At 41.1% G+C, this 23524-nt stretch carries 24 protein-coding genes; 10 read left to right on the plus strand and 14 right to left on the minus strand.

Annotation, left to right across the window (positions count from 1 at the left end; genetic code table 11):
* Positions 1 to 122 (minus strand): helix-turn-helix domain-containing protein (locus tag A1019T_RS07680; protein ID WP_143514058.1); only part of this gene is annotated, 122 nt, incomplete at its 3' end.
* A 28-nt stretch (positions 123 to 150) separates the two neighbouring features.
* On the opposite strand from A1019T_RS07680, the gene A1019T_RS07685 reads away from it, so the two are divergent.
* From A1019T_RS07685 to cobA, 3 genes are all read left to right on the plus strand, one after another.
* Positions 151 to 1128, plus strand: a complete 978-nt coding sequence (locus A1019T_RS07685) for a (2Fe-2S)-binding protein (RefSeq protein WP_244156576.1) — start codon at positions 151 to 153, stop codon at positions 1126 to 1128.
* A gap of 164 nt (positions 1129 to 1292) precedes the next feature.
* Positions 1293 to 1505: a hypothetical protein gene (locus A1019T_RS13675; protein ID WP_244156577.1), complete on the plus strand. Its 213-nt coding sequence runs from the start codon at positions 1293 to 1295 to the stop codon at positions 1503 to 1505.
* 12 nt (positions 1506 to 1517) lie between these two features.
* Positions 1518 to 2225, plus strand: a complete 708-nt coding sequence (gene cobA, locus A1019T_RS07690) for a uroporphyrinogen-III C-methyltransferase (RefSeq protein ID WP_279626179.1) — start codon at positions 1518 to 1520, stop codon at positions 2223 to 2225.
* A gap of 154 nt (positions 2226 to 2379) precedes the next feature.
* On the opposite strand, the gene A1019T_RS07695 is transcribed toward cobA, so the two are convergent.
* The 4 genes from A1019T_RS07695 to A1019T_RS07710 form a co-directional block, all read right to left on the minus strand.
* Complete coding sequence (locus A1019T_RS07695; RefSeq protein ID WP_077451131.1) at positions 2380 to 2766, minus strand: hypothetical protein; 387 nt, start codon at positions 2764 to 2766, stop codon at positions 2380 to 2382.
* 118 nt (positions 2767 to 2884) lie between these two features.
* Entirely contained in the window at positions 2885 to 4297 is a 1413-nt protein-coding gene (locus tag A1019T_RS07700) for an aspartate ammonia-lyase (protein WP_077451132.1), read from the minus strand.
* A 213-nt stretch (positions 4298 to 4510) separates the two neighbouring features.
* Positions 4511 to 4870 (minus strand): AzlD domain-containing protein, encoded by a 360-nt coding sequence (locus A1019T_RS07705; protein ID WP_077451133.1) that lies wholly within the window; start codon positions 4868 to 4870, stop codon positions 4511 to 4513.
* Positions 4860 to 5591, minus strand: coding sequence for an AzlC family ABC transporter permease (locus tag A1019T_RS07710; RefSeq protein ID WP_425271943.1), 732 nt, complete (start codon positions 5589 to 5591; stop codon positions 4860 to 4862). The genes A1019T_RS07705 and A1019T_RS07710 overlap by 11 nt, the downstream gene beginning before the upstream one ends.
* Before the next feature lie 306 nt (positions 5592 to 5897).
* Here A1019T_RS07710 and A1019T_RS07715 point away from each other — a divergent pair, with 306 nt between their 5' ends.
* Positions 5898 to 7349, plus strand: coding sequence for an SLC13 family permease (locus A1019T_RS07715; RefSeq protein ID WP_077451134.1), 1452 nt, complete (start codon positions 5898 to 5900; stop codon positions 7347 to 7349).
* 151 nt (positions 7350 to 7500) lie between these two features.
* Here the strand turns inward: A1019T_RS07715 and A1019T_RS07720 are convergent, their stop codons facing one another.
* Together A1019T_RS07720 and A1019T_RS07725 are read right to left on the minus strand one after the other, a co-directional pair.
* On the minus strand, positions 7501 to 7971 hold the full coding sequence (locus tag A1019T_RS07720) for a Dps family protein (protein ID WP_077451135.1): 471 nt from the start codon (positions 7969 to 7971) through the stop codon (positions 7501 to 7503).
* Between the two features lie 347 nt (positions 7972 to 8318).
* Positions 8319 to 8972, minus strand: coding sequence for a YcxB family protein (locus A1019T_RS07725; RefSeq protein WP_077451136.1), 654 nt, complete (start codon positions 8970 to 8972; stop codon positions 8319 to 8321).
* A 619-nt stretch (positions 8973 to 9591) separates the two neighbouring features.
* On the opposite strand from A1019T_RS07725, the gene serS reads away from it, so the two are divergent.
* The 3 genes from serS (at position 9592) to A1019T_RS07740 (ending at position 13609) form a co-directional block, all read left to right on the plus strand.
* Entirely contained in the window at positions 9592 to 10878 is a 1287-nt protein-coding gene (gene serS, locus A1019T_RS07730; protein ID WP_077451137.1) for a serine--tRNA ligase, read from the plus strand.
* A 187-nt stretch (positions 10879 to 11065) separates the two neighbouring features.
* On the plus strand, positions 11066 to 13063 hold the full coding sequence (gene tkt, locus A1019T_RS07735) for a transketolase (RefSeq protein WP_077451138.1): 1998 nt from the start codon (positions 11066 to 11068) through the stop codon (positions 13061 to 13063).
* A gap of 321 nt (positions 13064 to 13384) precedes the next feature.
* Positions 13385 to 13609: a DUF2798 domain-containing protein gene (locus A1019T_RS07740; RefSeq protein WP_077451139.1), complete on the plus strand. Its 225-nt coding sequence runs from the start codon at positions 13385 to 13387 to the stop codon at positions 13607 to 13609.
* Between the two features lie 32 nt (positions 13610 to 13641).
* Here the strand turns inward: A1019T_RS07740 and creC are convergent, their stop codons facing one another.
* From creC to A1019T_RS07760, 4 genes are all read right to left on the minus strand, one after another.
* Positions 13642 to 15492 carry a two-component system sensor histidine kinase CreC gene (gene creC, locus A1019T_RS07745; RefSeq protein ID WP_077451140.1) on the minus strand — a complete coding sequence of 617 codons (1851 nt, stop codon included), beginning with the start codon at positions 15490 to 15492 and terminating at the stop codon, positions 13642 to 13644.
* Positions 15489 to 16292, minus strand: coding sequence for a response regulator transcription factor (locus A1019T_RS07750; RefSeq protein ID WP_077451141.1), 804 nt, complete (start codon positions 16290 to 16292; stop codon positions 15489 to 15491). Before A1019T_RS07750 ends, creC begins: the two co-directional genes overlap by 4 nt.
* 200 nt (positions 16293 to 16492) lie before the next feature.
* Positions 16493 to 17269, minus strand: coding sequence for a sulfite exporter TauE/SafE family protein (locus A1019T_RS07755; protein ID WP_167366852.1), 777 nt, complete (start codon positions 17267 to 17269; stop codon positions 16493 to 16495).
* Between the two features lie 136 nt (positions 17270 to 17405).
* Positions 17406 to 18806 carry a glycerophosphodiester phosphodiesterase family protein gene (locus tag A1019T_RS07760; RefSeq protein WP_077451143.1) on the minus strand — a complete coding sequence of 467 codons (1401 nt, stop codon included), beginning with the start codon at positions 18804 to 18806 and terminating at the stop codon, positions 17406 to 17408.
* Positions 18807 to 18949: 143 nt separating this feature from the next.
* Between A1019T_RS07760 and A1019T_RS07765 the strand changes: the two genes are divergently transcribed.
* The 3 genes from A1019T_RS07765 (at position 18950) to A1019T_RS07775 (ending at position 21838) form a co-directional block, all read left to right on the plus strand.
* A complete protein-coding gene (locus tag A1019T_RS07765; protein WP_077451144.1) occupies positions 18950 to 19618 on the plus strand; it encodes an alpha/beta hydrolase in 669 nt (222 codons plus the stop codon).
* 89 nt (positions 19619 to 19707) lie between these two features.
* A complete protein-coding gene (locus tag A1019T_RS07770; RefSeq protein WP_425271944.1) occupies positions 19708 to 20742 on the plus strand; it encodes a lipase family alpha/beta hydrolase in 1035 nt (344 codons plus the stop codon).
* 28 nt (positions 20743 to 20770) lie between these two features.
* Complete coding sequence (locus A1019T_RS07775; protein WP_244156579.1) at positions 20771 to 21838, plus strand: lipase secretion chaperone; 1068 nt, start codon at positions 20771 to 20773, stop codon at positions 21836 to 21838.
* A 38-nt stretch (positions 21839 to 21876) separates the two neighbouring features.
* Here A1019T_RS07775 and A1019T_RS07780 read toward each other — a convergent pair whose 3' ends face one another.
* The 3 genes from A1019T_RS07780 to A1019T_RS07790 form a co-directional block, all read right to left on the minus strand.
* Positions 21877 to 22281 carry a hypothetical protein gene (locus tag A1019T_RS07780; RefSeq protein ID WP_244156580.1) on the minus strand — a complete coding sequence of 135 codons (405 nt, stop codon included), beginning with the start codon at positions 22279 to 22281 and terminating at the stop codon, positions 21877 to 21879.
* Positions 22282 to 22472: 191 nt separating this feature from the next.
* The gene (locus A1019T_RS07785; RefSeq protein ID WP_077451146.1) at positions 22473 to 23003 is read right to left on the minus strand and encodes an inorganic diphosphatase; all 531 of its coding nucleotides are present in this window, start codon (positions 23001 to 23003) and stop codon (positions 22473 to 22475) included.
* Positions 23004 to 23319: 316 nt separating this feature from the next.
* Positions 23320 to 23460, minus strand: a complete 141-nt coding sequence (locus A1019T_RS07790; RefSeq protein WP_077451147.1) for an entericidin A/B family lipoprotein — start codon at positions 23458 to 23460, stop codon at positions 23320 to 23322.
* Positions 23461 to 23524: the final 64 nt, after the last annotated feature.

Genomic DNA, 23524 nt, shown 5'->3' on the forward strand with positions numbered 1-23524 from the left:
TTCTTTTTCCAACGCTGAATTGTCGTTGTACTGATTTGATATTCTTCGGCAAGCTCTCGATAACTGTAACCTTCGTCAAGCTTGTCTAATATCATTTGTCTGTAGTCTTTTGAATATGCCATCTTATCAGTGTATCTTATTTATGGGGCTATGACTATAACAGAGTGCTCAACGGTAGTGGCTCAAGTGGAGGTTAGCAAAGACATGCGTCTAGGTGATAGCTTTATGCCGATGCACTGGAGTGATGCCTTTGCTAGCTTGGCACGAGTGGGAACGCTTATTCCCACTAAAGTTGACCCCATATCGGCACAACCTGAATTAAAAAATTCGGCCATAGTAGTTCAGCCATTACCTATAAAATCAGTTGGCCGTATTTTGGTGCATCCTGACTGGCTAGCTCCTGCCTTGGTGCAGTTGCGTCAACTCACTGAATTCACCTCTGATCAATCACAGGCAGAAGTATCGGTGCCTAATTTAATATGGAGTATCAGTCGTCAGCAAGACAGTATCTTGATTAATTTAGCTACTAGCACTGAGCAGATGAGCGACGCTTGGTTGACTGTCGAATTTTGGCAGCAGTTTGTCGAGTCGGTTGTGAACATACATCAGCGCTCTAATTCAGACAGCCTAGATAAGCCAGATAAGTCTCATAGTCCTGATAGATCAGATAGTGAGTTGGCTGAACTAGACACCAGTATTATGATTTATGAAGCCGCTCAGCAATTACGCTATGTCGTTCGTCAACCTGCTGCCATAGAATTGGCATCGTCTTCTGCTCAACTTGAAGAACAGCTAATGCTGGCGTTGTACATTGCACCGCAATCGGAACAGTTGCCTAGTATACATTGGCTGAATAGCTGCTTTGCTGATTTAAGTGACGCACCTTCTGTGAAATGGCTATTGGCCGGTAAACCCGCTAGTGGCTATGTTGACCCAGGCCCGTTAGTTTGTGCTTGTATGGGTGTGGGTGAAAATACCATTATTAATGCCATTACCTCTGAGGAATGTGATGATGCCATTAGCGTTGGTAAATTATGTCAGGCAGGCACTAATTGTGGCTCTTGTGTGGGTCAAATCAATGAGCTTATTAAACAATGTCGTTCCGATAAAACAGTAGAGCTGGCTTAAATGGTAGGCTTTTCTTAGCTCGAACTTAAGATAAAGATTAAGATAAGGAGTAACGCTGGCATGTCATTTGCAACGTATTGATTATCAGCACGGTTTAGAACTGAGTGAAACAACAGTTAAATCAGCCGGTTGCTAAAATACATGATGCCAGGAGCACACCAAGCATGACCCATTTTGATATTCCGACCCTAAATTCTGCACAGGTAATAAAGGGTCGCTCAAAGCTACCTTTAACCCCTTATGACTATGGCAGTAAATTACCCATAATTAAAGCGGAAGATAAGGTAAAACAAGCCAAAAAAGGGGTGGTGTATCTGGTGGGCGCCGGGTCTGGTGATCCTGAGCTGCATACTCTAAAAGCTTATCGGATAATGTAACAGGCGGATGTTGTGCTTTATGACAGCTTGGTTTCCGAAGATATCTTAGATATGTGCTCTCAACAAGCAACCAAAATTTTTGTCGGCAAACGCTGTGATAATCATGCGCTACCACAAGAGCAGATTAATCAACTGTTGGTGACCCATGCTCAAGCCGGCAAATGCGTGATGCGTCTAAAAGGCGGAGATCCTTTTATTTTTGGTAGAGGCGGGGAAGAATTACAGACTGTCGTAGAAAACGGCGTGTATTTTGAATCTATTCCAGGTATTACCGCGGCCAGCGCTGCGGCCAGTAGTAGCTCAATTCCGTTAACTCATCGTCACTGTGCTCAATCGGTCAAGTTCATCACTGCCTTTAAAAAGACCAATTGTCCCAATGAAGACTTCAGTGAAATGCTAGACCCGACGCAAACCGTAGTGTTGTATATGGGATTGAATCGCTTAGCAGGGTTAACTGAAGGGTTAATACGAGCAGGCCAAGCGGGGGATACTCCTTTTGCGGTGGTAAGTCATGCCAGTCTGCCGACACAACAGGTTTTAATTGGCACACTTGATGACATTGCAGCTAAGCAATTACTGGCAAAGTTACCGACACCTGCGTTATTAATCATGGGTGACGTTGTTAATTTGCATCAGCAGCTCGCTGATTATAATTTAGCGAATATAGAGGTCCAGCATAGATTTACGCAACAGCAAAAAAAGGCAGAGTTGATTGCTTAGTTAATGGTGGCTTAGTAATTGCTTGTTTAACAAGCTATTTGATGGCATCTTTAATAAACTGTTTAATTAGCTATTTGGTGAGGACTTAAAAGGTTATGCGCATAAAAAAAGAGGGACCATTTAACAGGCTCCCTCTTTTTTTTGTTGTTTTAAACTACTTAGTAAAGCTAGCGTAACAAGTCTGAAGTGATTTGGCGACCACTTTAGTGACCAGTTGTGCGCGGTACTGAGGGTCTATGGCAGCATTGGTCATATCGACAACCGTTACTTGCTGAGGAGCCTGTTCGCTAACACAGCCACAAATCTTAGTCTTGACCGCCTCTTCTTGCTCAGAGTTCATTGCCACACGAGCAATACGCCAAGCATTTTGTTTTTCAAGTTCGCTACGGCACTGAGCATCTACTGCGGTTTTGAAGATATTCATACCTACGTTGGTCGCAGTACCTACAGCATTACCTGCATCGGTACCGGTTCCAGTAGTAGTACAGCCTGATAGGGCAAGAGAGGCCATTAAGGCTGAAACGGCTAACGATTTTTTCATGTATTATTCCTTGAGTGGGAAGAAGAAAGCCGGCTACTTAATAATTGAAAAATAGAGGTTATGGTAACCGATATTTTAACTGAAACCTATTTATTAAGTCGCCCCTTTTTTATGCCGTTTAAGCTTTGCGTTGTAAAAGAGGGTATACCATATTTTCAGGAGAGATGATTTGATCCAGCGTTTCTTGATCTAATAGTTTCTCTTCTAAAACGATGTTATAGATACTGCCTCCACTTTCTTGTGCTTTTTTGGCAATACGAGTAGAGACTTCATAGCCCAGATGTGGGTTTAAGGCAGTTACCAGACCAATGTTACTTAGCACTTGCTCACGGCAGTAATCTTCATTCATTTCGATACCGTCGATACAGCGTTTGGCAAAGGTCTCACAGATATTGCTTAACATTACAAGGCCGGTGAATAGGTTGAATGCCATTACAGGTTCAAACACGTTTAACTGTAACTGACCCGCTTCAGAAGCCATAGCGATGGTATGGTCAATACCCATGATATGGAAACAAGCTTGGTTCACCACCTCTGGGATAACTGGGTTTACTTTACCTGGCATAATTGAGCTGCCGGGCTGCATTTGAGGAATACGGTATTGACCTAGGCCTGCACGAGGACCTGACGACTGCAAACGGATATCGTTGGCAATTTTTGATAAACGAGTGGCCAATAGACGTAGGTTACCTGATAAAGCTACATATACACTGGTGTCCTGAGTGGCTTGAATCAAGTCGTCAGAAGTGTAGTAAGGCTTGCCAGTTAGCTCTCTTAATACTTCAGCACAAGTTTCAGGGTAGTTACTAGGGGCGTTAATGCCTGTACCAATGGCTGTGGCGCCCATGTTGATTTCATAAAGAAGTTCACGTACCTGCTCGATGCGCTTTTTCTCAGCCTTGATCATGGTGGCAAAAGCATTGAACTCTTGGCCTGCTGTCATAGGTACCGCATCTTGTAGGTGAGTACGGCCCATTTTTAGTCGGTGGCCTAGTTCTTCTTTTTTATTTAAAAAGCTGCCAATTAATATATCCATTTTGCCAAGTAGACGTTCACAGTAGAAGTCTAAAGCAAGTTTTAGAGCCGTAGGATATGAGTCGTTAGTTGACTGAGATAGGTTGACATGGTTGTTAGGGTGTAAGTACTGATACTCACCTTTTTCATGACCCATAATTTCTAAGGCACGGTTAGCGATAACTTCGTTGACGTTCATGTTGGTAGAAGTACCGGCACCACCTTGGAACATATCGATAATAAACTGGTCGTGTAACTTGTCGGCAATTAAGTCATCACAAGCTGCCACAATAGCGTCTTTTCTTTTTTCTTCTAAAACACCCACTTTATGGTTAGCAATGGCTGCAGCTTTTTTTACGGTAGCAAATGCTCTAATGAAGGGAGAGAATTGATGTAGGCGTACTTTACTAATATTGAAGTTTTCATAGGCGCGCAAGGTTTGAATACCATAATATGCGTCAGAAGGGATATCACGATCACCAAGTAAATCATGCTCATTTCTAGTGGATGAATTCATACTTGTTTTATTCCTATTATCAAGGTTATGGGTTTTAAGCCTAATACAATAGCATAGATATCGTAAAAATTAAGTCGATTGAATACTTTTGATAGCTCGCAAAAATAAAGGTTATAAGTTACTAGAAATTATAGTAATTCCATAACCTTTTTAGGGGGATATAGATCCATATAACAGTTTAACAGGTCAACCTGTACTGTAAGTCTAAGAAAATTAACCTAAGAAATTGGTAAATAGCCACAGTAAACCATTTAAGGAAGCAATCCCAGCAATCATACTGACCAACAATTGGCGGCTAATATGATAAGCAAGGAGGGTCAATAACAATGCTCCAACTTGTGCCAGTAGTAATTGTAGCTCGGCACTGTGTAGACTAGTTGTCGTTGATAGGTCTTGATATGATAAGCTGGTCAAAATGAGTAGCACCATTACTGATAAAGGCAGACTTTCATTGAGTCGGTGTAGCCATGGCTTATCTAGAAGCTTTCTTGGTATTAAAGCGGGAAGGGCCCGAGTAATAAAGGTGACGCCAGCCATCGCAAGAGTCGCGAGAATAAGATAACTACTGGTCATTATTCGCTCCTTTAGTATTGCCCTGTACCCAATAGCCACGGGCTAAAATAAGGAGTATACAAATACTAATGGCCATCAATAGTACCCAGTTAGTGGTAAATAAAGAAGCAATAATTAAGGAGACTACGGCAATAACAATAGGGAAGTAACGTTTAACACTTTTAAATTGCTCATAAGCCAAAATGGCAAAAAGACACACTAAAGCGAAATCTAAATGCGGTATTAAGTCATTGAGAGCGCTTCCTATCATCACCCCAATAGCGCCCGCTACTACCCACCACATCTGATTAAAAAAACTTATAGGTAGTATTAACGCTTTTCTTGACTCAGCAGGCAAGCTGGTCATAACAGAGAAAGTTTCATCAGTCAGCGCAAATAGACAATAAGTTTTGGCTACCTTATTGTCGGGTAATGATTGTAGTAAAGGCATGCCGTAAAAAATGTGACGCAAATTGATAGCAGCAATATTGGTGGCCATAGTACCTATCGGCAAGCCTGCACTGAGCATGGGAATACAAGCATATTGAGCGGCGCCAGCATACAGCACTATGCTTAACATAACCGTTGCCCAGACTGGAATTCCTGCTACTTGAGCTAGAACTCCAAAAGCTATACCTGCAGGAAGATAGCCCATTGCTACTGGAAGGCTTTTTTTGAATCCTTCTGCCCAGTCGGTATGATTGTCCTGCGCTACAGGGATATCTTTTGAATGAGTAGTCACATGATTTCCTGATTTTTTTAGTTCATCACTTAGCAGTCTTACAAGGTGCTTGTACAATTGTGATTAAGGTAAAGAGAACCATAAGAAGGTTAGTATAAGCCAAAATAGTAGCTTCTGACTTTTAGAGCCTCATATTAATGAGTTATAAATTTTTATACAATACCCTAATAAATTAACTTTTTAGAAGTGTTTAGTGACTTTTTAATATAACAAATTTACAATGAGTTAGTATCATAGTAAATATCCCGTTCAGTTTTACGGTGTTTCTCACTGTGACAGTGAGTCGTTTTTTAATAAGGGTGTTGTATGCCAGAATACAATCAGACGCCACCTACGGGTGCAAATAAAAATTTAGACAGCCATCTTCCTCATGATGGCAATGAGTACTTGTTCACCGATACTTTTCCTAAAGGCACAGGAAAAGGGCTGGTTATTACTGCTATTGCAGCCATAATTAGCTTAATTATTTTTAATGTTTTGCCTTTTGATACCAACGTTAATAAAGGCCTATCAATGTTAGTATTCATTGGTACGCTTTGGTTAACTGAAGCATTGCATGTAACGATTACTGCAATATTAGTGATGATTATAGGGGTGGCGATTGGCATTCCCGAGTTTGATACTAAATCAGCCTTATCGAGCTTTGCCAACCCAACTATTTACCTGTTCTTCGGGGGCTTTGCGTTAGCGGCCGCTCTGCATGTGCAGCAACTTGATAAAAAAATTGCGCTAAAGCTTATCTCATTATCAGGGGGTAAACTTGGTAACGCAGTAATTTTGATATTCTTTGCTACTGCCATGCTTTCAATGTGGATCTCAAATACCGCAACAGCGGCTATGATGTTACCCTTGGCAATTGGTATGTTGTCACAAGTTGATCGTCAAAAAGATCGTGGCACTTTTGTGTTTGTACTGTTGGGTATTGCCTATTCTGCAAGTTTGGGCGGGCTAGGAACTATTGTTGGTTCTCCGCCGAATGCTATTGCTGCCAAAGCTTTAGATATCTCATTTGTGGATTGGATGAAGTTTGGCCTGCCACTGACATTTGTACTAACGCCTCTATTATTGGGCGCAATGTATTTTGTGCTAAAGCCAAATCTTAACGTGCGTATTAGTAGTATTGATCAGCCTGAGATCCCTTGGACCACACCAAGACTTATTACCATCATCGTGTTTATAACTACGGCATTGTGCTGGATATTTGGTAATAAACTGGGTGAGATGCTAGAGATTGCTGATATTGACTCTATTATTGCATTATCTGCTGCAGTGGCTGTGGTAAGTTTGGGCTTGGTTTCTTGGAAACAAGTTTCAGACAATACCGACTGGGGCGTGCTCATGTTATTCGGGGGGGGTATTGCCTTATCTAACGTGCTTAAGTCTTCAGGTGCCTCATTAGTGATGGGCGAAACTGTGGCCAACGCACTGATGACAACGCCTTTATTCTTAGTTATGTTGGCAGTTGCCGCTTTCATTATTTTCTTGACAGAGTTTGCCTCAAATACCGCTTCAGCGGCTCTGCTAGTGCCTGTTTTCGTGGCCATTGCAGAGCAAATGGGTCTGCCCACTGAAGTGTTGGTGATGATTATTGGTATCGGTGCGTCTTGTGCCTTCATGTTGCCTGTAGCCACACCACCTAACGCTATCGTCTTTGGTACCGGTCTGATTAAACAGTCTGAGATGGTACGAGTAGGTATGGTGTTGAATATCGTGTCGTCATTAGTGGTCGCTTGCTGGGCTTATTTCTTCCTACTATAGGTCTCAGAAATCTATAGAAATGAGTGACACAAAAAAATCCCCCGTAACTATACGGGGGATTTTTTATGGCTAAGTTAAAGGGATGGTTTTATATACAAGCTGTCTAATAAGTTACCTAAACAAGATGTCTAAATAAAAAGCCTCTAAATAATTAGCCTAAAAAAGCGTTATACATCCAAACCAATTTTTCCTGCTCTTGGACATAACCGTCTACTAAGTCCGCAGTACCTTGATCTTCTGCTTCTTCTGCCACAGCAGACATGCCACGTTGTTCTTCGATAAGCGCTTGCAAGCCTACAACAACACCGCGTACACAATCGTTACCGTTAAATACACCTTTATCTTCTTTAATAGAACTATGTTGAGCAAAGTCGCTATAAGCATGAAGTGGTGTACCACCTAGCGTTAGAACACGTTCTGCAATTTCATCAATTTGAATTTGAAGATTGGTATATAGCTCTTCAAACTGTTGATGTAATGAGAAGAAATGCTCCCCTTTTACGTTCCAATGATAGCCACGAACGTTAATATAAAAAATATGATAGCTTGAAAGTAGATCGTTAAGTTTGTTAATTACGGCTGTCATGTCTTTTTTTTCTAAGCCAATTTGATTGGTACTCATAATAATTATCCTTTTAATTAGTATTTTAATAGGGGGTAGGGGGTATAAGTGGGCTTATCCCCTTTGTCTTTACGATTATTATAATAGCAAATAAATTATGATTAGTTAAGCATAATGGTTTAATGTATGTGATTTATTTTTCAAATATACTCACTTTTACTTATAGCCATAGCTATCTTTTTTTGCCAAATAAATAGTGTTCTTGTTGAGTATATAAGGGGAGGATTCTTTAAAATTTAAGCCAAAAAAAATGACCCAAGCAGGGTCATTTTATTACAAGAACATTTAATTGCTGTGACAAAGCATTAAAGCAAGCTTATCACTGCTCAAATGCTATGGATCAAAAATTACTGACCAATAGCTTGTGGCTGTAAGCCTTTAACAGGGACCACTTCTTGTAAATGAGTGCGTACCGTGTCAATAGGGAATTTTTGCGCTTGTAGACGCTTTGGAATAATTTGACTGCCTTGTTGACCCTGCATTTCAAACAGCATAAAAATATAGTCATCTGTTTCTTCCCAGCTTTTTACCGCAGTCCAGGGAATAACTGCTTGCTGGGTGGCCGAGCCACGCATTTGCATACCGCGCATCGCTTTATTTTGCTGCAGACCAGCATTTGGAGAAGGCATGGCCATGATTAAGCCGTGCTTCTGCACCCCAAGTTTCAGCTGTTTCATCTCATCAGGCATTTCTTGCTCAGCCATCTGCTTTTCAAACTCTCTTTGCACATACCACTTCATACCAATGGTACGTACCAATAAATACACCACCACCAAAATTAGCATCAAATAAAAGATAAAAGTTGAGTAGCCTTTGACATAAACAAGCCCCGCTATAGACACTGCTATTACAATGGCCATAATGATCCATTCTTTCATCTTAATATTTTTTAAGCCAAAAGAAGGATTGGTTTTTTCAAATAACTCAAATTGTGCTTGGTGAAACTCTTCTTCTGTTAGATTGATATCAACAGGTTGGAGGGTGTAAGGGTAAAGAGCCATATAATTACTCGAATAGGATGTTAATTGAACAAAAAGTAAAATTAAAATGACATGATTTTGGTAAAAGTACGATGTCATTAAGATAATTGAGATAGTGTTGCTATCTTACCGAAAACTGGGGCCAATTGAAACTTTAAAGCTTAATGTGAGGGGTTAAATTTTAGGACCTATTTGATTATCTGCAAACGCAGGACGGCAGGTTAAAGCAAATTGGCTCTGAAAAAATAGCGATTTGAGGCAAAGAGATTACAAGATTGTATAATTTTATAAAGATTTTAGGGGCATATCGCTGTTTTGACATGGTCAAAAATGCTTGGTCTTGGTATCATAGATAACATTATTTAGGCATCCAATCTTTGGGCGGTTTTACAGACAACCGCACTTTATATTTATCATAAAAGCGGAAGTAAGTTACGCTTAATTTTATGACTATGATTTGCCATAGAGCGTCTGGTCGTAAGGAGTGCCTGTTTCCGAATTAATACCTAATCTAGTTGTTGATAAGTCTAGTTATTGGCTAGATTTCTATTTATTTAAAAAAATATTACCTGTTTAAGTTAAACCTCTACTATTTCATATTTTAATACTCTAATACTAATACTCTAATAAAAGGTGTCACATGATTGATCCTAAGTTATTACGCCAAGATTTGACCGAATTAAAACAGAAGCTTGCCAAAAGAGGCTATGAGCTAGACGTGGATTTTTGGCAACAAATGGAATCACAGCGTAAATCACTTCAGGTGTTAACCGAAGATTTGCAGGCCAAGCGTAATGCCGGTGCCAAACAAGTCGGTGCTCTAAAGAAAAATGGCGAAGATGCGAGTGAGTTACTGGCCGAGATGCAATCAATCAGTGGTGACATCAAAAAAGCGGAAGAAGACTTAAAAACACTACAAGATAAAATCAATGAAGCGGCATTACAAATTCCGAATATCCCAGCCGATGATGTGCCAGAGGGTGAGTCAGAAGAAGACAACCTTGAAGTGCGTAAATGGGGTACACCACGTCAATTTGACTTTGAGATTAAAGATCATACCGATGTGGGTGAAGGCTTAGGTCAATTAGACTTTGCAGCAGCAGCCAAACTAACCGGCAGTCGCTTTAATGTATTGACTGGTCAATTGGCCCAGTTACATAGAGCTTTAATTCAGTTTATGCTGAACACCCATACTGTCAAATACGGTTATACCGAGTGCTATGTGCCTTATATTGTTAACTCTGATAGCTTAAAGGGTACGGGTCAGCTGCCTAAATTTGAAGAAGATTTATTTAAGTTAACCAACCACACTAATAATGATGGCATGGGTTTTTACTTAATCCCAACCGCTGAAGTACCGATGACCAACTTGGTACGTGGTGAGCGTTTGGAGGTCAGTCAATTGCCTCTTAAATTTACTGCGCACACTCCCTGCTTTAGAAGTGAAGCGGGTTCACATGGCCGTGATACCCGTGGTTTAATTCGACAGCATCAATTTGAGAAAGTAGAAATGGTAAACATTGCTACTGCTGAGCAATCTGATGAGCTATTAGAGCAAATGACTGCTCAAGCGGAATACATTTTACAGCAGTTAGAGCTGCCTTACCGTGTGGTTAAGCTGTGTACGGGTGATATGGGCTTTAGCGCCTTACGTACTTACGATATTGAAGTGTGGGTACCTAGCCAAGATACTTATCGTGAAATCTCAAGCTGCTCAAACTGTGGCGACTTCCAAGCACGTCGCATGGGCACCCGAGTCAAAGACGGCAAGAAGACAGAGCTTGCGCATACTTTAAATGGCTCAGGCTTGGCAGTGGGCCGTACCTTACTAGCCATTATGGAAAACCATCAAAATGCTGATGGTAGCATCACTATCCCTGAAGTCTTACGTCCGTTTATGGGCGGAGCGGAAACTATTACCGCTTAATTAATCCGCATCGTTTCATAAGATTTTAGAAGGGATTAACTGGTTGAAGAGCATCTCAGCTAGCCTTTAATCTTATCTTTTAATGTTTTATCGAGGATAAGCTGTAAGTGACTCGCTTGCCGCTTATCTAGTTACCCTGGCAATAACTCATTTAGTTTTAACTGACTACCAAAACCTAGGATTTTTTATGTCAACACCTATATCTGAACGCAAACTAGCTAACGCCATTCGTGTGCTTTCTTTTGATGCGGTACAAAAAGCCAACTCAGGGCACCCAGGCGCACCAATGGGTATGGCTGATATTGCTGAAGTATTGTGGCGTAAATTTTTAAAGCATAACCCTTCAAATCCAAATTGGCACAACCGCGACCGTTTTGTGTTATCTAACGGTCATGGCTCAATGCTAATTTATTCATTACTTCATTTAACAGGCTATGATGTTAGCATTGATGACTTAAAGAGTTTCCGTCAGCTGCATTCAAAAACGCCTGGTCACCCAGAGCTTGGCTATACTCCAGGGGTTGAAACCACTACAGGTCCTTTAGGTCAAGGTATTGCAAACGCAGTGGGCTTCGCTATCGCTGAGAAAACCTTAGCTGCTCAGTTCAACCGTGAAGGCCACAATATCATCGATCACCACACTTACGCTTTCTTAGGTGATGGCTGTTTGATGGAAGGTATCAGCCATGAAGTGGCTTCTTTAGCCGGTACTTTAGGTCTAGGTAAATTGGTCTTCTTCTATGATGACAACGGTATTTCTATCGATGGTGAAGTAGAAGGTTGGTTCACTGACGATACTGAAAAACGCTTTGAAAGCTATGGCTGGCAAGTGCTTAAAGTAGATGGCCATGATGCCGATGCCATTACTAAAGCCACTGAACAAGCCATTGCAGAAACCAGCAAACCAAGTTTGATTATCTGTAAGACCATCATTGGCGTGGGTAGCCCGAACAAACAGGGTAAAGCGTCAAGCCATGGTGCGCCATTAGGCGATGATGAAATCGCTTTAACTCGTGATGAGTTGGCTTGGAAGCATGCACCCTTTGAATTGGCAGATGAAATCTATGAAGCTTGGGATGCCAAAGCCAAGGGTGAAGCTCTAGAGAAAAACTGGGAAGCTGACTTTGAAGCTTATAAAAAAGCTTATCCAGAGCTTGCCGCAGAGCTGCTACGTCGTCTAGAAGGCGAGCTACCAACTGACTTTGAACAACAAGCTAAAGAATACATCCAGCAGTGTCAAGAGCAAGGTGAAGACGTAGCTAGCCGTAAAGCCAGCTTCAACGCTATCAATACTTTCCAGCCTTTATTACCAGAGCTAATGGGTGGGTCAGCAGACTTAGCAGGCTCAAACCTAACGCTTTTTAAAGACGCAAAAGGCATTGAGAAAGATGCTGATGGTAACTACATCTATTATGGTGTCCGTGAATTTGGTATGACAGCTATTGCCAATGGTATCGCTATCCATGGCGGCTTCATCCCTTACGTGGCTACTTTCTTGATGTTTATGGAATACGCTCGTAACGCAGTACGTATGGGTGCATTGATGAAGCAGCGCGTTATCCATGTTTATACTCACGACTCAATCGGTCTGGGTGAAGATGGTCCTACGCATCAGCCCGTTGAGCAGTTAACCAGCTTACGTACCACCCCAAATCTGCACACTTGGCGTCCTTGTGACACTACTGAATCAGCGACAGCTTGGGCTGAAGCTTTAAAAGCTAAGAACAATCCATCTGCTCTTATCTTTAGCCGTCAAAACTTACCGCACCAGCAGCGTGACAGCGAGCAAGTGGCTAATATTGCTAAAGGCGGTTATGTATTGGCTAAAGAGAAATCTGAGCTACAAGCGATTATCATTGCTACTGGTTCAGAAGTGGGCTTAGCGATGAATGCTTATAACACATTAAGCGAGCAGGGCGTGGGCGTTCGTGTGGTATCAATGCCATGTGCTGAAGTATTCACCGCTCAAGACAGTGACTACCGTGAGTCAGTATTGCCATCAAATATCCGTGCTCGTGTAGCGGTAGAAGCGGCTCACGTTGATTACTGGTTCAAGTTTGTGGGTCTAGACGGTAAAGTTATCGGCATGACTACTTACGGTGAATCTGCGCCAGCCGGTGATCTGTTTAAAGAGTTTGGTATCACTGAAGAAGCAGTGGTAGAAGCCGTGAATAGCTTAGTGTAATAATTTAATAAGTTCATTTTCTAGATTTAATACTCAGTTATATTAAATACTAGATTATAAAAAGAGCTGTCAGATAATTCTGGCAGCTTTTTTGTTGGCTAATGGATGGCTAAGATGATCAATGTTTTAAGGTTGCCGTAGACTAAGCTCTATAAGTGATTGGGATAAAGTGAGTTAAAAACTCCTTCACCTGCTTAAAATAAAACTTAGTTGTTTATATTATTAATTATAAAATAATATATATTTATGTATAATATTATTTTTAGGGCAAAAATAGAACTTATTTAGCCAACATTAGTTAATTAGAATAAGAGGTTAAACATGGGTTTTAAGTTTCGCTTAGTTAATATAGCAATCATGGCAACATTACTATCTGGCATAATGACAATGTTTATTACTTTTATAAATTTGGGCTGGTCAGATGCTTTTTTTAGCAATTTTTTCAATGCTTGGAAGATAGCCTTGCCAGCTGCTTTCGTTATTGTATTAATCATTGGTCAACCGGTGCAAAACCTGACTCGTAAAATTCTGGAGAAGACCCAGTAATTTCTACTTTATGTTGTAAAGGTTTTGACCTGTTAAGAAGCAATCGAAGTCACAGGTAGATAAAGGGTTAGTTCAACTCCAGTGCTTTCTATCTCATCAGAAGCTATTTCACTGGACTCAGTTGGAAAGGACTGTAAATTGTGAATAGTGACCATGCCCCCATGGCGTTCAATAACTTGCTTGACTAGGGTAAGCCCCAAGCCAGTGCCTTTTTTTGCTTGTGTTTGAGGTTGCGGGTTATTGGCTCCTGCATTGATACTATTACTGGGCTGTCGATGGTATTGATGCGATAAACTGAAATAACGATCAAACACTTTTTCTAAAGCATATACAGGTATCAAGTCGCCATTATTAATGACAGACAGCTGAATATAGTCAATCTTATTAAAGCTCTTTAGGGTTAAATAGACGATAACTTTGCTTTTGGCAAAGTATAAAGCATTGTCTAGTACGTTTTGCAGCGCCTGGGTGATCCAAAACTCATCGGCCAGTATAAACTTAGTTTCAGGGTCGGTAATTTGGCACTGATAGTCAATTTGAACATGTTGATTTTGACGCTGCATTTCACTGCCTGAGATTAACGTTTTCATTAACGCATCTGGGTTAATGGGCTGCATGGCAAGCTTAAACGTCGGCTGCTCAATTTTGGCCAGTAATAATAGCCTATCGATTAAAGACTGCAGTTTGATGCTTTGCTCAGTAATGGTTTGACTCAACATCAGCCGATCTTCACTGTCTAAGTCGGTCTCTTCAAGCAATTCACCACTGGCTCTAATCGCGGTTAAGGGGCTTTTTAATTCATGAGTAAGGGTGTGCACATAATCGGTGACATAAGCTCTGTTTTCTAAACGGTGCTTCATGCTCTCAATAGTGTCACTAAGCTCATTAAGTTCTTTGCCTAAGTAAAAATAAGGCTTTTTAGTGTCTTGTGCCAATGACTGGGTATATCTTGTCACCAATAAAGTACTCTGACGTAGCCACCAAGCAATAAGCCCTGCCATCATTAAAGTGAGGATACTAATGATTAGTGAGGCAGTTAGCATGCGCTGACGGGTGGCATTCAGGTAAGGCAAAACAGTAGCGGTGGGTTTGCCAATACTAACCACCCCAATAATTTCCTGATTATCTGCTGAGCTATAAATAGGTTGGGCGACGTACATGATGGAGGAAGTAGAATCTTCAGGATCAGTACGTGTGGTTCTGGCGCCATATTTACCTTGTAAGGTTAGATTGACATCGTTCCAGCTTGAATAGTCTTCACCTTCCGCATTTTTTTCAACAAACTCTTTGGTACTATTGCTGTCTTTGGGAAGCGAGTCATAGATAACCACTCCATGCTTATCGGTAATATAAACCCGGAAGCTACTATGAGTTTTATCGTGATACCACGAGTCAGTAGACAAAGAGGAGTCCAGCCAACCATTCTTTTTAGGGCGCTCCATATTAGATGGTTGTTTAGAGGGTTGGTTGGATTGGCGCGCTGTGTTTCTAGGCTCTGTTTCACTACTCGCTACAATCTCTGGTGCTAGAAAAGCCTTATCCAACATACTTTGGTAATGCTTGTCATATATCTCTCCCGATTCAACGGCAGATTGCAGGCTGGCGGCCAAGAGCTTTGAAGTGTCGACTAAGGTGTCTTCAATAACTTGCTGAGTAATGGGACGTACATAATTAAAAAGCTGGTTGAATACCACAATGCCTGAGATGATGACGATAATACCTACCGCAATCCAAATTCTAAAAAATAGACTTAGATTGAGGATTTTTTTGGGCTTGGTATCCGGCACTATAGGCGGAATCTCTCTACCGATAGGGTGTAACTTAGCGTACCAGTTATTTGAATTTACGGGCGGTTTTTTGTCGCTGTCTTTTGGGTCAGTCATGAAGCACAAAGTCCATAGCCTAAGCCGCGATGGGTGTGAATGATTTCTAAGTCTTGCTGGTCACTCACTTGAGCCAACTGCTTACGAATGGATTTGACATGACTGTCAATGGTACGTGCCAAACGATGATCAGGATAATCACTGATCGAGTTTAACAGCTGTTCTCGGCTAAAAACGCGTTCAGGATTGGCAAGTAAGGCCAAAAGTAGCTTACGCTCAGTATTACTAAGCTCTAATTTGTTATCGTTCCAATATAAGGTGTAGGTCAGAGGCTCATAACGCCAAGTCCCTGATTCAAGCTCGAAAAATTGCGGCTCTGTTCCCTCATTAGAATCTAGCGTTTGGCTGTCTACATTAGAAGCGGTTAATTGCTCTCGGCGCCAAATCGCTTTTAATCGAGCCACTAATTCGCGAGGACTAAAGGGTTTGGGACAGTAGTCATCACCGCCCATTTCTAGGCCCAGAATTCTATCCACTTCATCACTTCGCGCAGTCAAAAATACGATAGGCAGCTGTTTTAAAGAGCCAATACTATCGCTATGACGAATGTCTTGACATAGATTTAGGCCATCTCCATCGGGCAGACCCACATCGAGTACAATACCTGAAACCAATTGGTTTTGATCATTAAAATTCTTTAAAGTGGGAATAACACTACTGGCATTATCTAGCCAAGTCACTTGCCAGCCTTCGCGTTTGAAAGTCACTCTAAGTGAGGTGGCGATGGCCGGATCATCCTCAACAATTAAAATATGCGGGGCAGGGGAGTTGGAAGCTAAGGCGTTTTGCGAGGCAGTCATGGGGGATACCAATTTATAGAACAATGAGGGTACACAGGGTATTAAATAACTTAAATATATAAGACTAAGATAGATACTATGCTATCAAAATATACTGCTAATCCTAGCATAGCCAGTGTAAAAAGAGATGTGTTTAAGATGGTCAGACTATGGAAAATTAATGAATGTGGAGAGCAGGTCGTTAGCTTGTCACATGGAATTTAGAAAAATACATTTATATTGTCATAAATCATATAAGCGCCACTAACTACCATAAGAATCAATAACAACAATCGAAATTGTTTAACAGTCATGCCTGTCAAAAACTGCTTGCCTATGTAATTGCCGAGGACAGCACCGAGTCCTAACACTAAGCCATAAATCCAAAGCTTAGCGGTTAATACCCCAAAAAAAGCGTAACTGCCAATCTGTGCGATACCGACAAAGAAAGAGTTGGCGGTTTTGGTAGCAATTAAGTCCTCTTTTGTTAGCCCAGAATTCATATAAAATGGATTGAGCACTGGGCCCAATCCACCTACCAAGGTACTGATGAATGCAACAATAAATCCTAACGGTATAAACCCTGATTTGGGCATGTTAAAGGTTTTATCGATTTTGCCAAATTTATATTGAAAAATCGTCGAAACCAAAAATACGCCGACCAATAGTTGTATCCACTGCGCATTAAGCTTACTAAATAGAAGGCCAGCTAGCCAGGTACCAATCACGGCACTGGGAACATAATATTTGATAAGACCCCAATCGATGTCATGCCAAAACATGATCATCCGCGAGGGGCGAGAGATGAAAGTACCTAGATTGATGACAGGGGGCGCAGCAGGCGCGCCGATTAAAGCTGACGTAGCAGGAATTAAAATTAACGCCCCACCACCTCCGGAGATTGTGGAAATAATGAAGGCTAAGATACCCAGTATAAATAAGCTAGCAAGATGCCAAATGGGAATTGACTGAATCAGGGTTATAAAATCTACGAACATCAGTATTTAGCCTTCTGTTAATGGCATACTCTAGCTAAGTTTAACCTAAAAAGCTTTAGCCTAAAATATTTTAGACTAAAGCTTAAATTATATGGTTTAAGATATAGAGATTTGACTGTGAAAAGTCTTAAGCAGTCTATAACCCTTTACAGTTGGCATAATAAGTAACTGTGGCAGGCCAATCAGAGAAAATACCCATAACGCCTACCTCTTGTGCTAATACGTCAATAAAGCTCATTAAGTCGCCATCATTATTTATAGCATCTTCTAGACCCGTGTAGTACCAGCCACCCCCATTTGCCAAAGGACCTGAGCGCTCGATAGACCAAGTAATTATTTTAAGGCCTGCCTTGTTTGCTTCTTTGGCATATTCAGAAGGCATCATCTGACCTTTACCATCACTGGTGACCAATAGCCATGTGGCCGGAGCAATGATATTTATCCCCATGGTTTTTAACTGTTGCATTGAATGCTTCCAGGTGGTTGGATCATTCTTATCAAAAGTCTTACCCTGCGCTGTCTCATTGCTATCATCTATTAAATACACCGCATTTTTTGCAAAGTCGGGATTATTTTTTAGCCAATACTTAACGTCTTCAATATCAAATGATTGAGCAAAGACTTTGTCAGCTGGCACGCCCGCTCTTTTATAGGTGTCGATAAGCTGTTTGCGATATTGATCTTGAGTATAGTTACCAAAAGGCATTTTTTCAGCCGGAGTTTTCAGCTCAGGGGTGTGCTTCAGGCCTAGACTCTCAGTTAATTTAATGTGTTCCTCTAAGCTCAGCAGTTTGCCATTTTGGCTATATAAGTCAGTGCGCCAAGGGGCAGTTGCATTCATATATTGCTCAAGGGTTTTGGCTTTGGTATTGCCAGCGTCCATTTTTCCGCGTAGGGATTTAAACTCACTTAAAGTGATATCCGAGGTGCGACACTCGATTTTATCAGCATTGGTTAATTGACCTTTAGCGTCAAATTTTGGTGGGGTGCTACATTTTTTTGCCAAAGGTGTGGCTAGAATATTGGTTGTGGTGTGTAAGTCGTTTTGAGCATGACGACAAACCAACTGCTTATCTTTGGTAAAGGCCACATCACATTCTAAGATACCGGCTCCCATACGTGCAGCTGCTAGGTAACTGTCATAGGTATGTTCGGGGTATTGCAAAGGGGCACCGCGATGAGAAATCGAGAAGTCAGACTTCATAGCAGTTTGGCCTTCGCATGATTTTAACTGTGTCTTTAGGGGGCTATTGTCCATGTCATCCACTAAGTATAGGGGACGGCTACCATAACTATAGCCTACTAATGACTTTGGTTTAGCAGTGGAAGGGTTTGTTGACTGGGAACTGCCTGAAGCTGTAGGGTTCTGATTAGACTCGGCCAAAACATTACCACATCCTGATAGTAATACACTAGATAGGCCAAAACATAGTCCTGTCGCTAGTATTATTTTGTTTTTAACAGCAGGTGCATTATAGTTGTTGTTATTACAGCGGATATCCAAATTATTAATAGCTTTATTCCTATAAGATGACATTCAAGCTTCCTTATAAATAGGTGTGTTAATATTGGCAACTATGGGATAACTTTAGCCTGTAAAGTAACTGAAATAATTGACAGTTTTATGACATTTAGCTTTTTTAAATAACAGACATTGATAACAAGTAATAAAGGATAGTTATGACACAATATTTAGACTGTGTAATAGTAGAGCATAATCCCTCAAACAAGACCATTGATAAGTCAGTTATTTGGCTACATGGCTTAGGGGCTAATGGTCATGATTTTGAACCGGTAGTGCCTGAGCTAGGGCTGGGCTCAGAGATGGCAGTGCGTTTTGTTTTTCCTCACGCACCGCAAATCCCAGTCACCATTAATGGGGGGATGGTGATGCCAGCTTGGTACGATATTCTAGAAATGAGCCTGAATCGTAAGGTCGATGTAGAGCAAATCCAGAAGTCTGCAGAGGCCATTAAGGATTTGATTCAACGTGAAATTGAACGGGGTGTTAATCCAGAAAATATCGTTATTGCCGGCTTCTCACAAGGTGGAGCGATAGCCTATCAAGTGGCGCTAACTTATCCTCAGCGTCTGGCAGGCTTAATGGCTTTATCTACCTATTTAGCGATTGATGAGCCATCAACCTATACGGCTATTAATAAAGACTTGCCCATCAAGATTGACCATGGCACCCAAGATCCTGTAGTACCCGTGGTACTGGGTCAGATGGCTAATGACAGCCTGACCAAGCAAGGCTATCAAGTGGAGTTTAATACTTACCCTATGGCACACCAAGTCTGTCTACCACAGATTAAGGCCATTGGGCAGTGGCTAACAAAGGTGCTGTAAATACTGTGGGCTTACCTGCTTATCGATACGAGGCGCGACATGTTTATCATAAGAAGTGTCACTGGCCCATTAGACTTGTAGCCAATCTTATAGCTACAAGTCTGGGCTTGGTAATCTTTTTGGGTCTAACGCAGCCTGCTGTGGCCGCTGAGTATTACAATTGCTCAAACCCTAATGGCTGTCAACTAATCTCTAGTATTGAGCCAAAAGATGACTCGACCGCTACCCAATATCCAGTAGTGTTGGCTCATGGGTTGGGTGGGTTTAATACCTTATTTGGTCTATTGGGTTATTTTAATGGCATCCCCCAGGCGCTGATGCAAGGGGGTAGTGAGGTCTATGTCACCAAAACTTCCGCCATCCATGATGCTGAATTTCGAGGGGAGCAGCTACTACAGCAGGTGCAAACCATTGCTGCGGTGACCGGTAAACAGAAAGTGAACTTAATTGGTCATAGTTTGGGCGGGATAGATATTCGTTATGTCGCAGCTGTTGCGCCTGAGCATGTGGCTTCAGTCACTGCGGTGGCCAGTCCCGAGCAGGGCTCAAAAATGGCAGACTGGGTATTAAGGTTAATTACCGAAAGCAGTGCAAGATCGGGTTACCCTGAGGGCGAGTACAACTTATTAGGCAGGGCACTTATTTCTTACCATAAATTTTTGGGAAGATTTTTGGATGTGGGCTCTGGAATTAGTTTAAAACAACTGCAGCAGCAAGACTCATTACGAGCAGTGACTGGGCTGACTAGCGACTATATGGCTGAGTATTATAATCCTAAATACCCAGCAGCCATGCCCAGTGAGTACTGTGGACAGCCACCGCAGGAATATGTCGTCAATGGCATCCCTTATTACTCATTTTCAGGAGTAGGGACCATTACCAATGGTTTAGACCCAAGTGATTATATCTTGGCCTTAACGGGTCTTACTTTTGGCAAAGACGACCCTAATGATGGCCTGGTTTCTGCCTGCTCCAGTCGTTTGGGTTATGTCATTCGTGATGACTATAAGATGAATCATTTGGACTCAGTCAATCAGTTTTTGGGACTGGTTGCTTGGGGAGAGGTCGATCCGGTATCGGTTTATCGCAGTCAGGTCAATCGCTTAAAAAATGAAGGTCTTTAGATTGGCTATCTAATAAGAGAGAATAAAGATGACAAATAAGCCGAATCGTAAAGGGTTTTGGCTATTGCTGGCTGGGCTAATTATGTTGGCAGTATTGGCTCTGTTAGTGCTGATGGTAAAGCTTAATGCCAATAAGCAGTCAACCAATACTAAATCTGAAACCTCTGCTTCTGAGACTATAGAGACTCGTAATTCGACACAGGGCTCGGACTCTGAGCAATCAATAGAAGACCTGCCTTATCGCCCTGATAACTTTATAACAGGGGTAGAGGATTTGCCACGGTCGCTACAAGGCACCGAGGTAGATGGCGAAATTATCATTAATGATAAAGCACAGTTGGTGGCCACTCGGGGACTCAGAAGGTTATATGATTACTTTCTTTCTGCCTTAGGGGAGGAGGAGAGTGAGACTATTGATGCACGGGTGGAAGCCTATATTTTAAATACCACACCGCAACCCGCTGCCAATGAAGCCATCAAGCTATATTATCAATATCAAACCTATCTAAAGCAAGTTGCTGCGATTCAAAGCCAATCTAATAAGCCAGCCAACTCTATCGAAGCTATTGAGAAACAACAAGAGCAAGTAAAAACGGTTAGAAGTCAGTTATTCACTCCTAAAGTTGAAGCAGCTTTTTTTAGTACTGAAGATCAGTTGCAAGCTTACAATAAGCAGATGCTAAAAATAGCTCAGGATAAGTCATTATCCAATGCTGAAAAACAGAAAGCTAAACAAAGATATCTGCAAAATCTACCGGGTTCTTTAACCAAGAAACAAGCAGAGCAACAAGCCAATTTACAGCAGCTCATGACCCGAACCGAACAGATGAAAAAGCGAGGCGCTAATGATCAGCAACTGCTTGAGATGCGTACCGAACTGGTGGGGATAGAAGCAGCACACAGATTGGCAGAATTAGATAAGCAGACTCAAGATTTTGACCGCCGTTTTGAGAGTTATCAACAACAAAAGCAACAGATAACAGACTCGAATGTTTCAGCTTCTGAGAAGCAGCAACAGATAGCAGCTTTAGAGAAAAGGTTATTTAGTGACAATGAGCAAAAACGTTTGGTAGGCTATGAGCAGTTTAAAAATTAGTCCCAATAGAGCGGTCAATCAAGCTCGACCTCAATCTATTATTTAGGCATTAATCGCCAAAATAAAAGACTTAAGATGGCTATAACTAGCAAAATAACAAAGACACGTTTAACCCAGTAAGGGACCATAGGTGGTTTATAACCCATGGAGTTTAGACGATTGTCTAAGCCGCTATTTAGAGATTGTAGTTTTGGGTTATCTTTAATGGGCTGATTGCCTTGTCTGATACCCTGCCTTTTGTTTTGTTTTTGGCTAATGGCTTCAACTTTTTTGATTTGTTGCTGTTTTAAGCTTTGCTCGTAATCATCAATTAAGTCTTTGGCTTCATTCATGCTAATGTTTTGCTCCTCAGACAATGACTTTATGGCCAATACCAAATTGTTTTTTTCGACCATTTGAGCAATGTGTTTTGGCAATTTATTGGACATGTTCTTATTGTGCATAGTCAGTCTCATTAAAGCATTAGCAAGTAAGGTGGGATATAGTGAAGATTGTAAGTGGTTAATAATGACCAATTATATAGTAAAACTCTAGTGAAATTTAGGGCATAAAAAAAGGCGCTTTGAATTAGAACTCAAAGTGCCTTTTTTTAATTAGCTTAATTGGTTACTGATATAGCCAATAGCTTTTTAGATTATTTGTCTTTCCAGCGCTGGATGGCTTCTTTGATAACTTCTTTAGCTTCTTCAACATCGCCCCATGACTCAACAACTGTAGTGCCTGCTTTTTTCAGGTCTTTATAGTGGCTGAAATGGAACTCGATTTGTTCGATTAGACGTTTTGGTAGGTCTTCTAAGCTATTGTAAGCGTTGCCGTTGTTACGGTCATCAGCTGGAACCACAACTACTTTGTCATCTACTTCGCCGTCATCAACGAACTTCATTACACCAATAACTTTAGCCTTTAAGAAGATGCCTGTGGTTAAAGGCTGTTCAGTGATGATTAAAGCGTCTAACTCATCGCCATCTTCATCAAGAGTTTGAGGAATGAAACCATAGTTACATGGCTTAGCGAAAATAGCAGGTTCTACGCGGTCTAATTCAAATACAGCCAGCTCACGATTCCATTCGATTTTGTGGTTACTGCCCGTAGGAATCTCAACTACAACGTTAATCTCGCCGCCGTCAACATCACCTGCATCTAAAATTACGTTAAAATCTGCCATTTTTTTCTCCGTTATAAGCTCGTAAAGAGCATTGAATTGTAATAGTTTTAAATTTCATGCTGATTATAACAACTTTTAGATTAATGCCAAGTTATGAGAATATTCCAAATAAACATTTGTCACAGATAAAAAGCCTTTTTAGTCCTGTTATTACTTAGAAAATATTAAGATAAAAAAATAAGAGCCCACTAAAAGTGAGCTCTCATTTATACACCACAAGTAGAGTAGAGCTTAAAAGTGGTATCTTTCTGACCAACCTGCTTTTAAACTTCAAACCTTTTAACTTTGGGTGCATAAAAACCCAAGTTAAAAAAGCTTAGATTTTTTGTTCTACTTTATCAGCAGTTTTAGTAACGCCTTCACCTGCTTTAGACACGTCCTGACCGAAGCCTTTGAAAGTGTTACAACCAGATAATACGATTAATGCAGTTAAAGATGCAAAAGCTAACTTTTTCATGTTGAGTCCTTAATATAAATCAAAAAAATGCTAAAAGTTCATCACCAAGTGATAAGGATAAAAT

This window comes from Psychrobacter piechaudii (assembly GCF_900162825.1).
GTDB lineage: Bacteria > Pseudomonadota > Gammaproteobacteria > Pseudomonadales > Moraxellaceae > Psychrobacter > Psychrobacter piechaudii.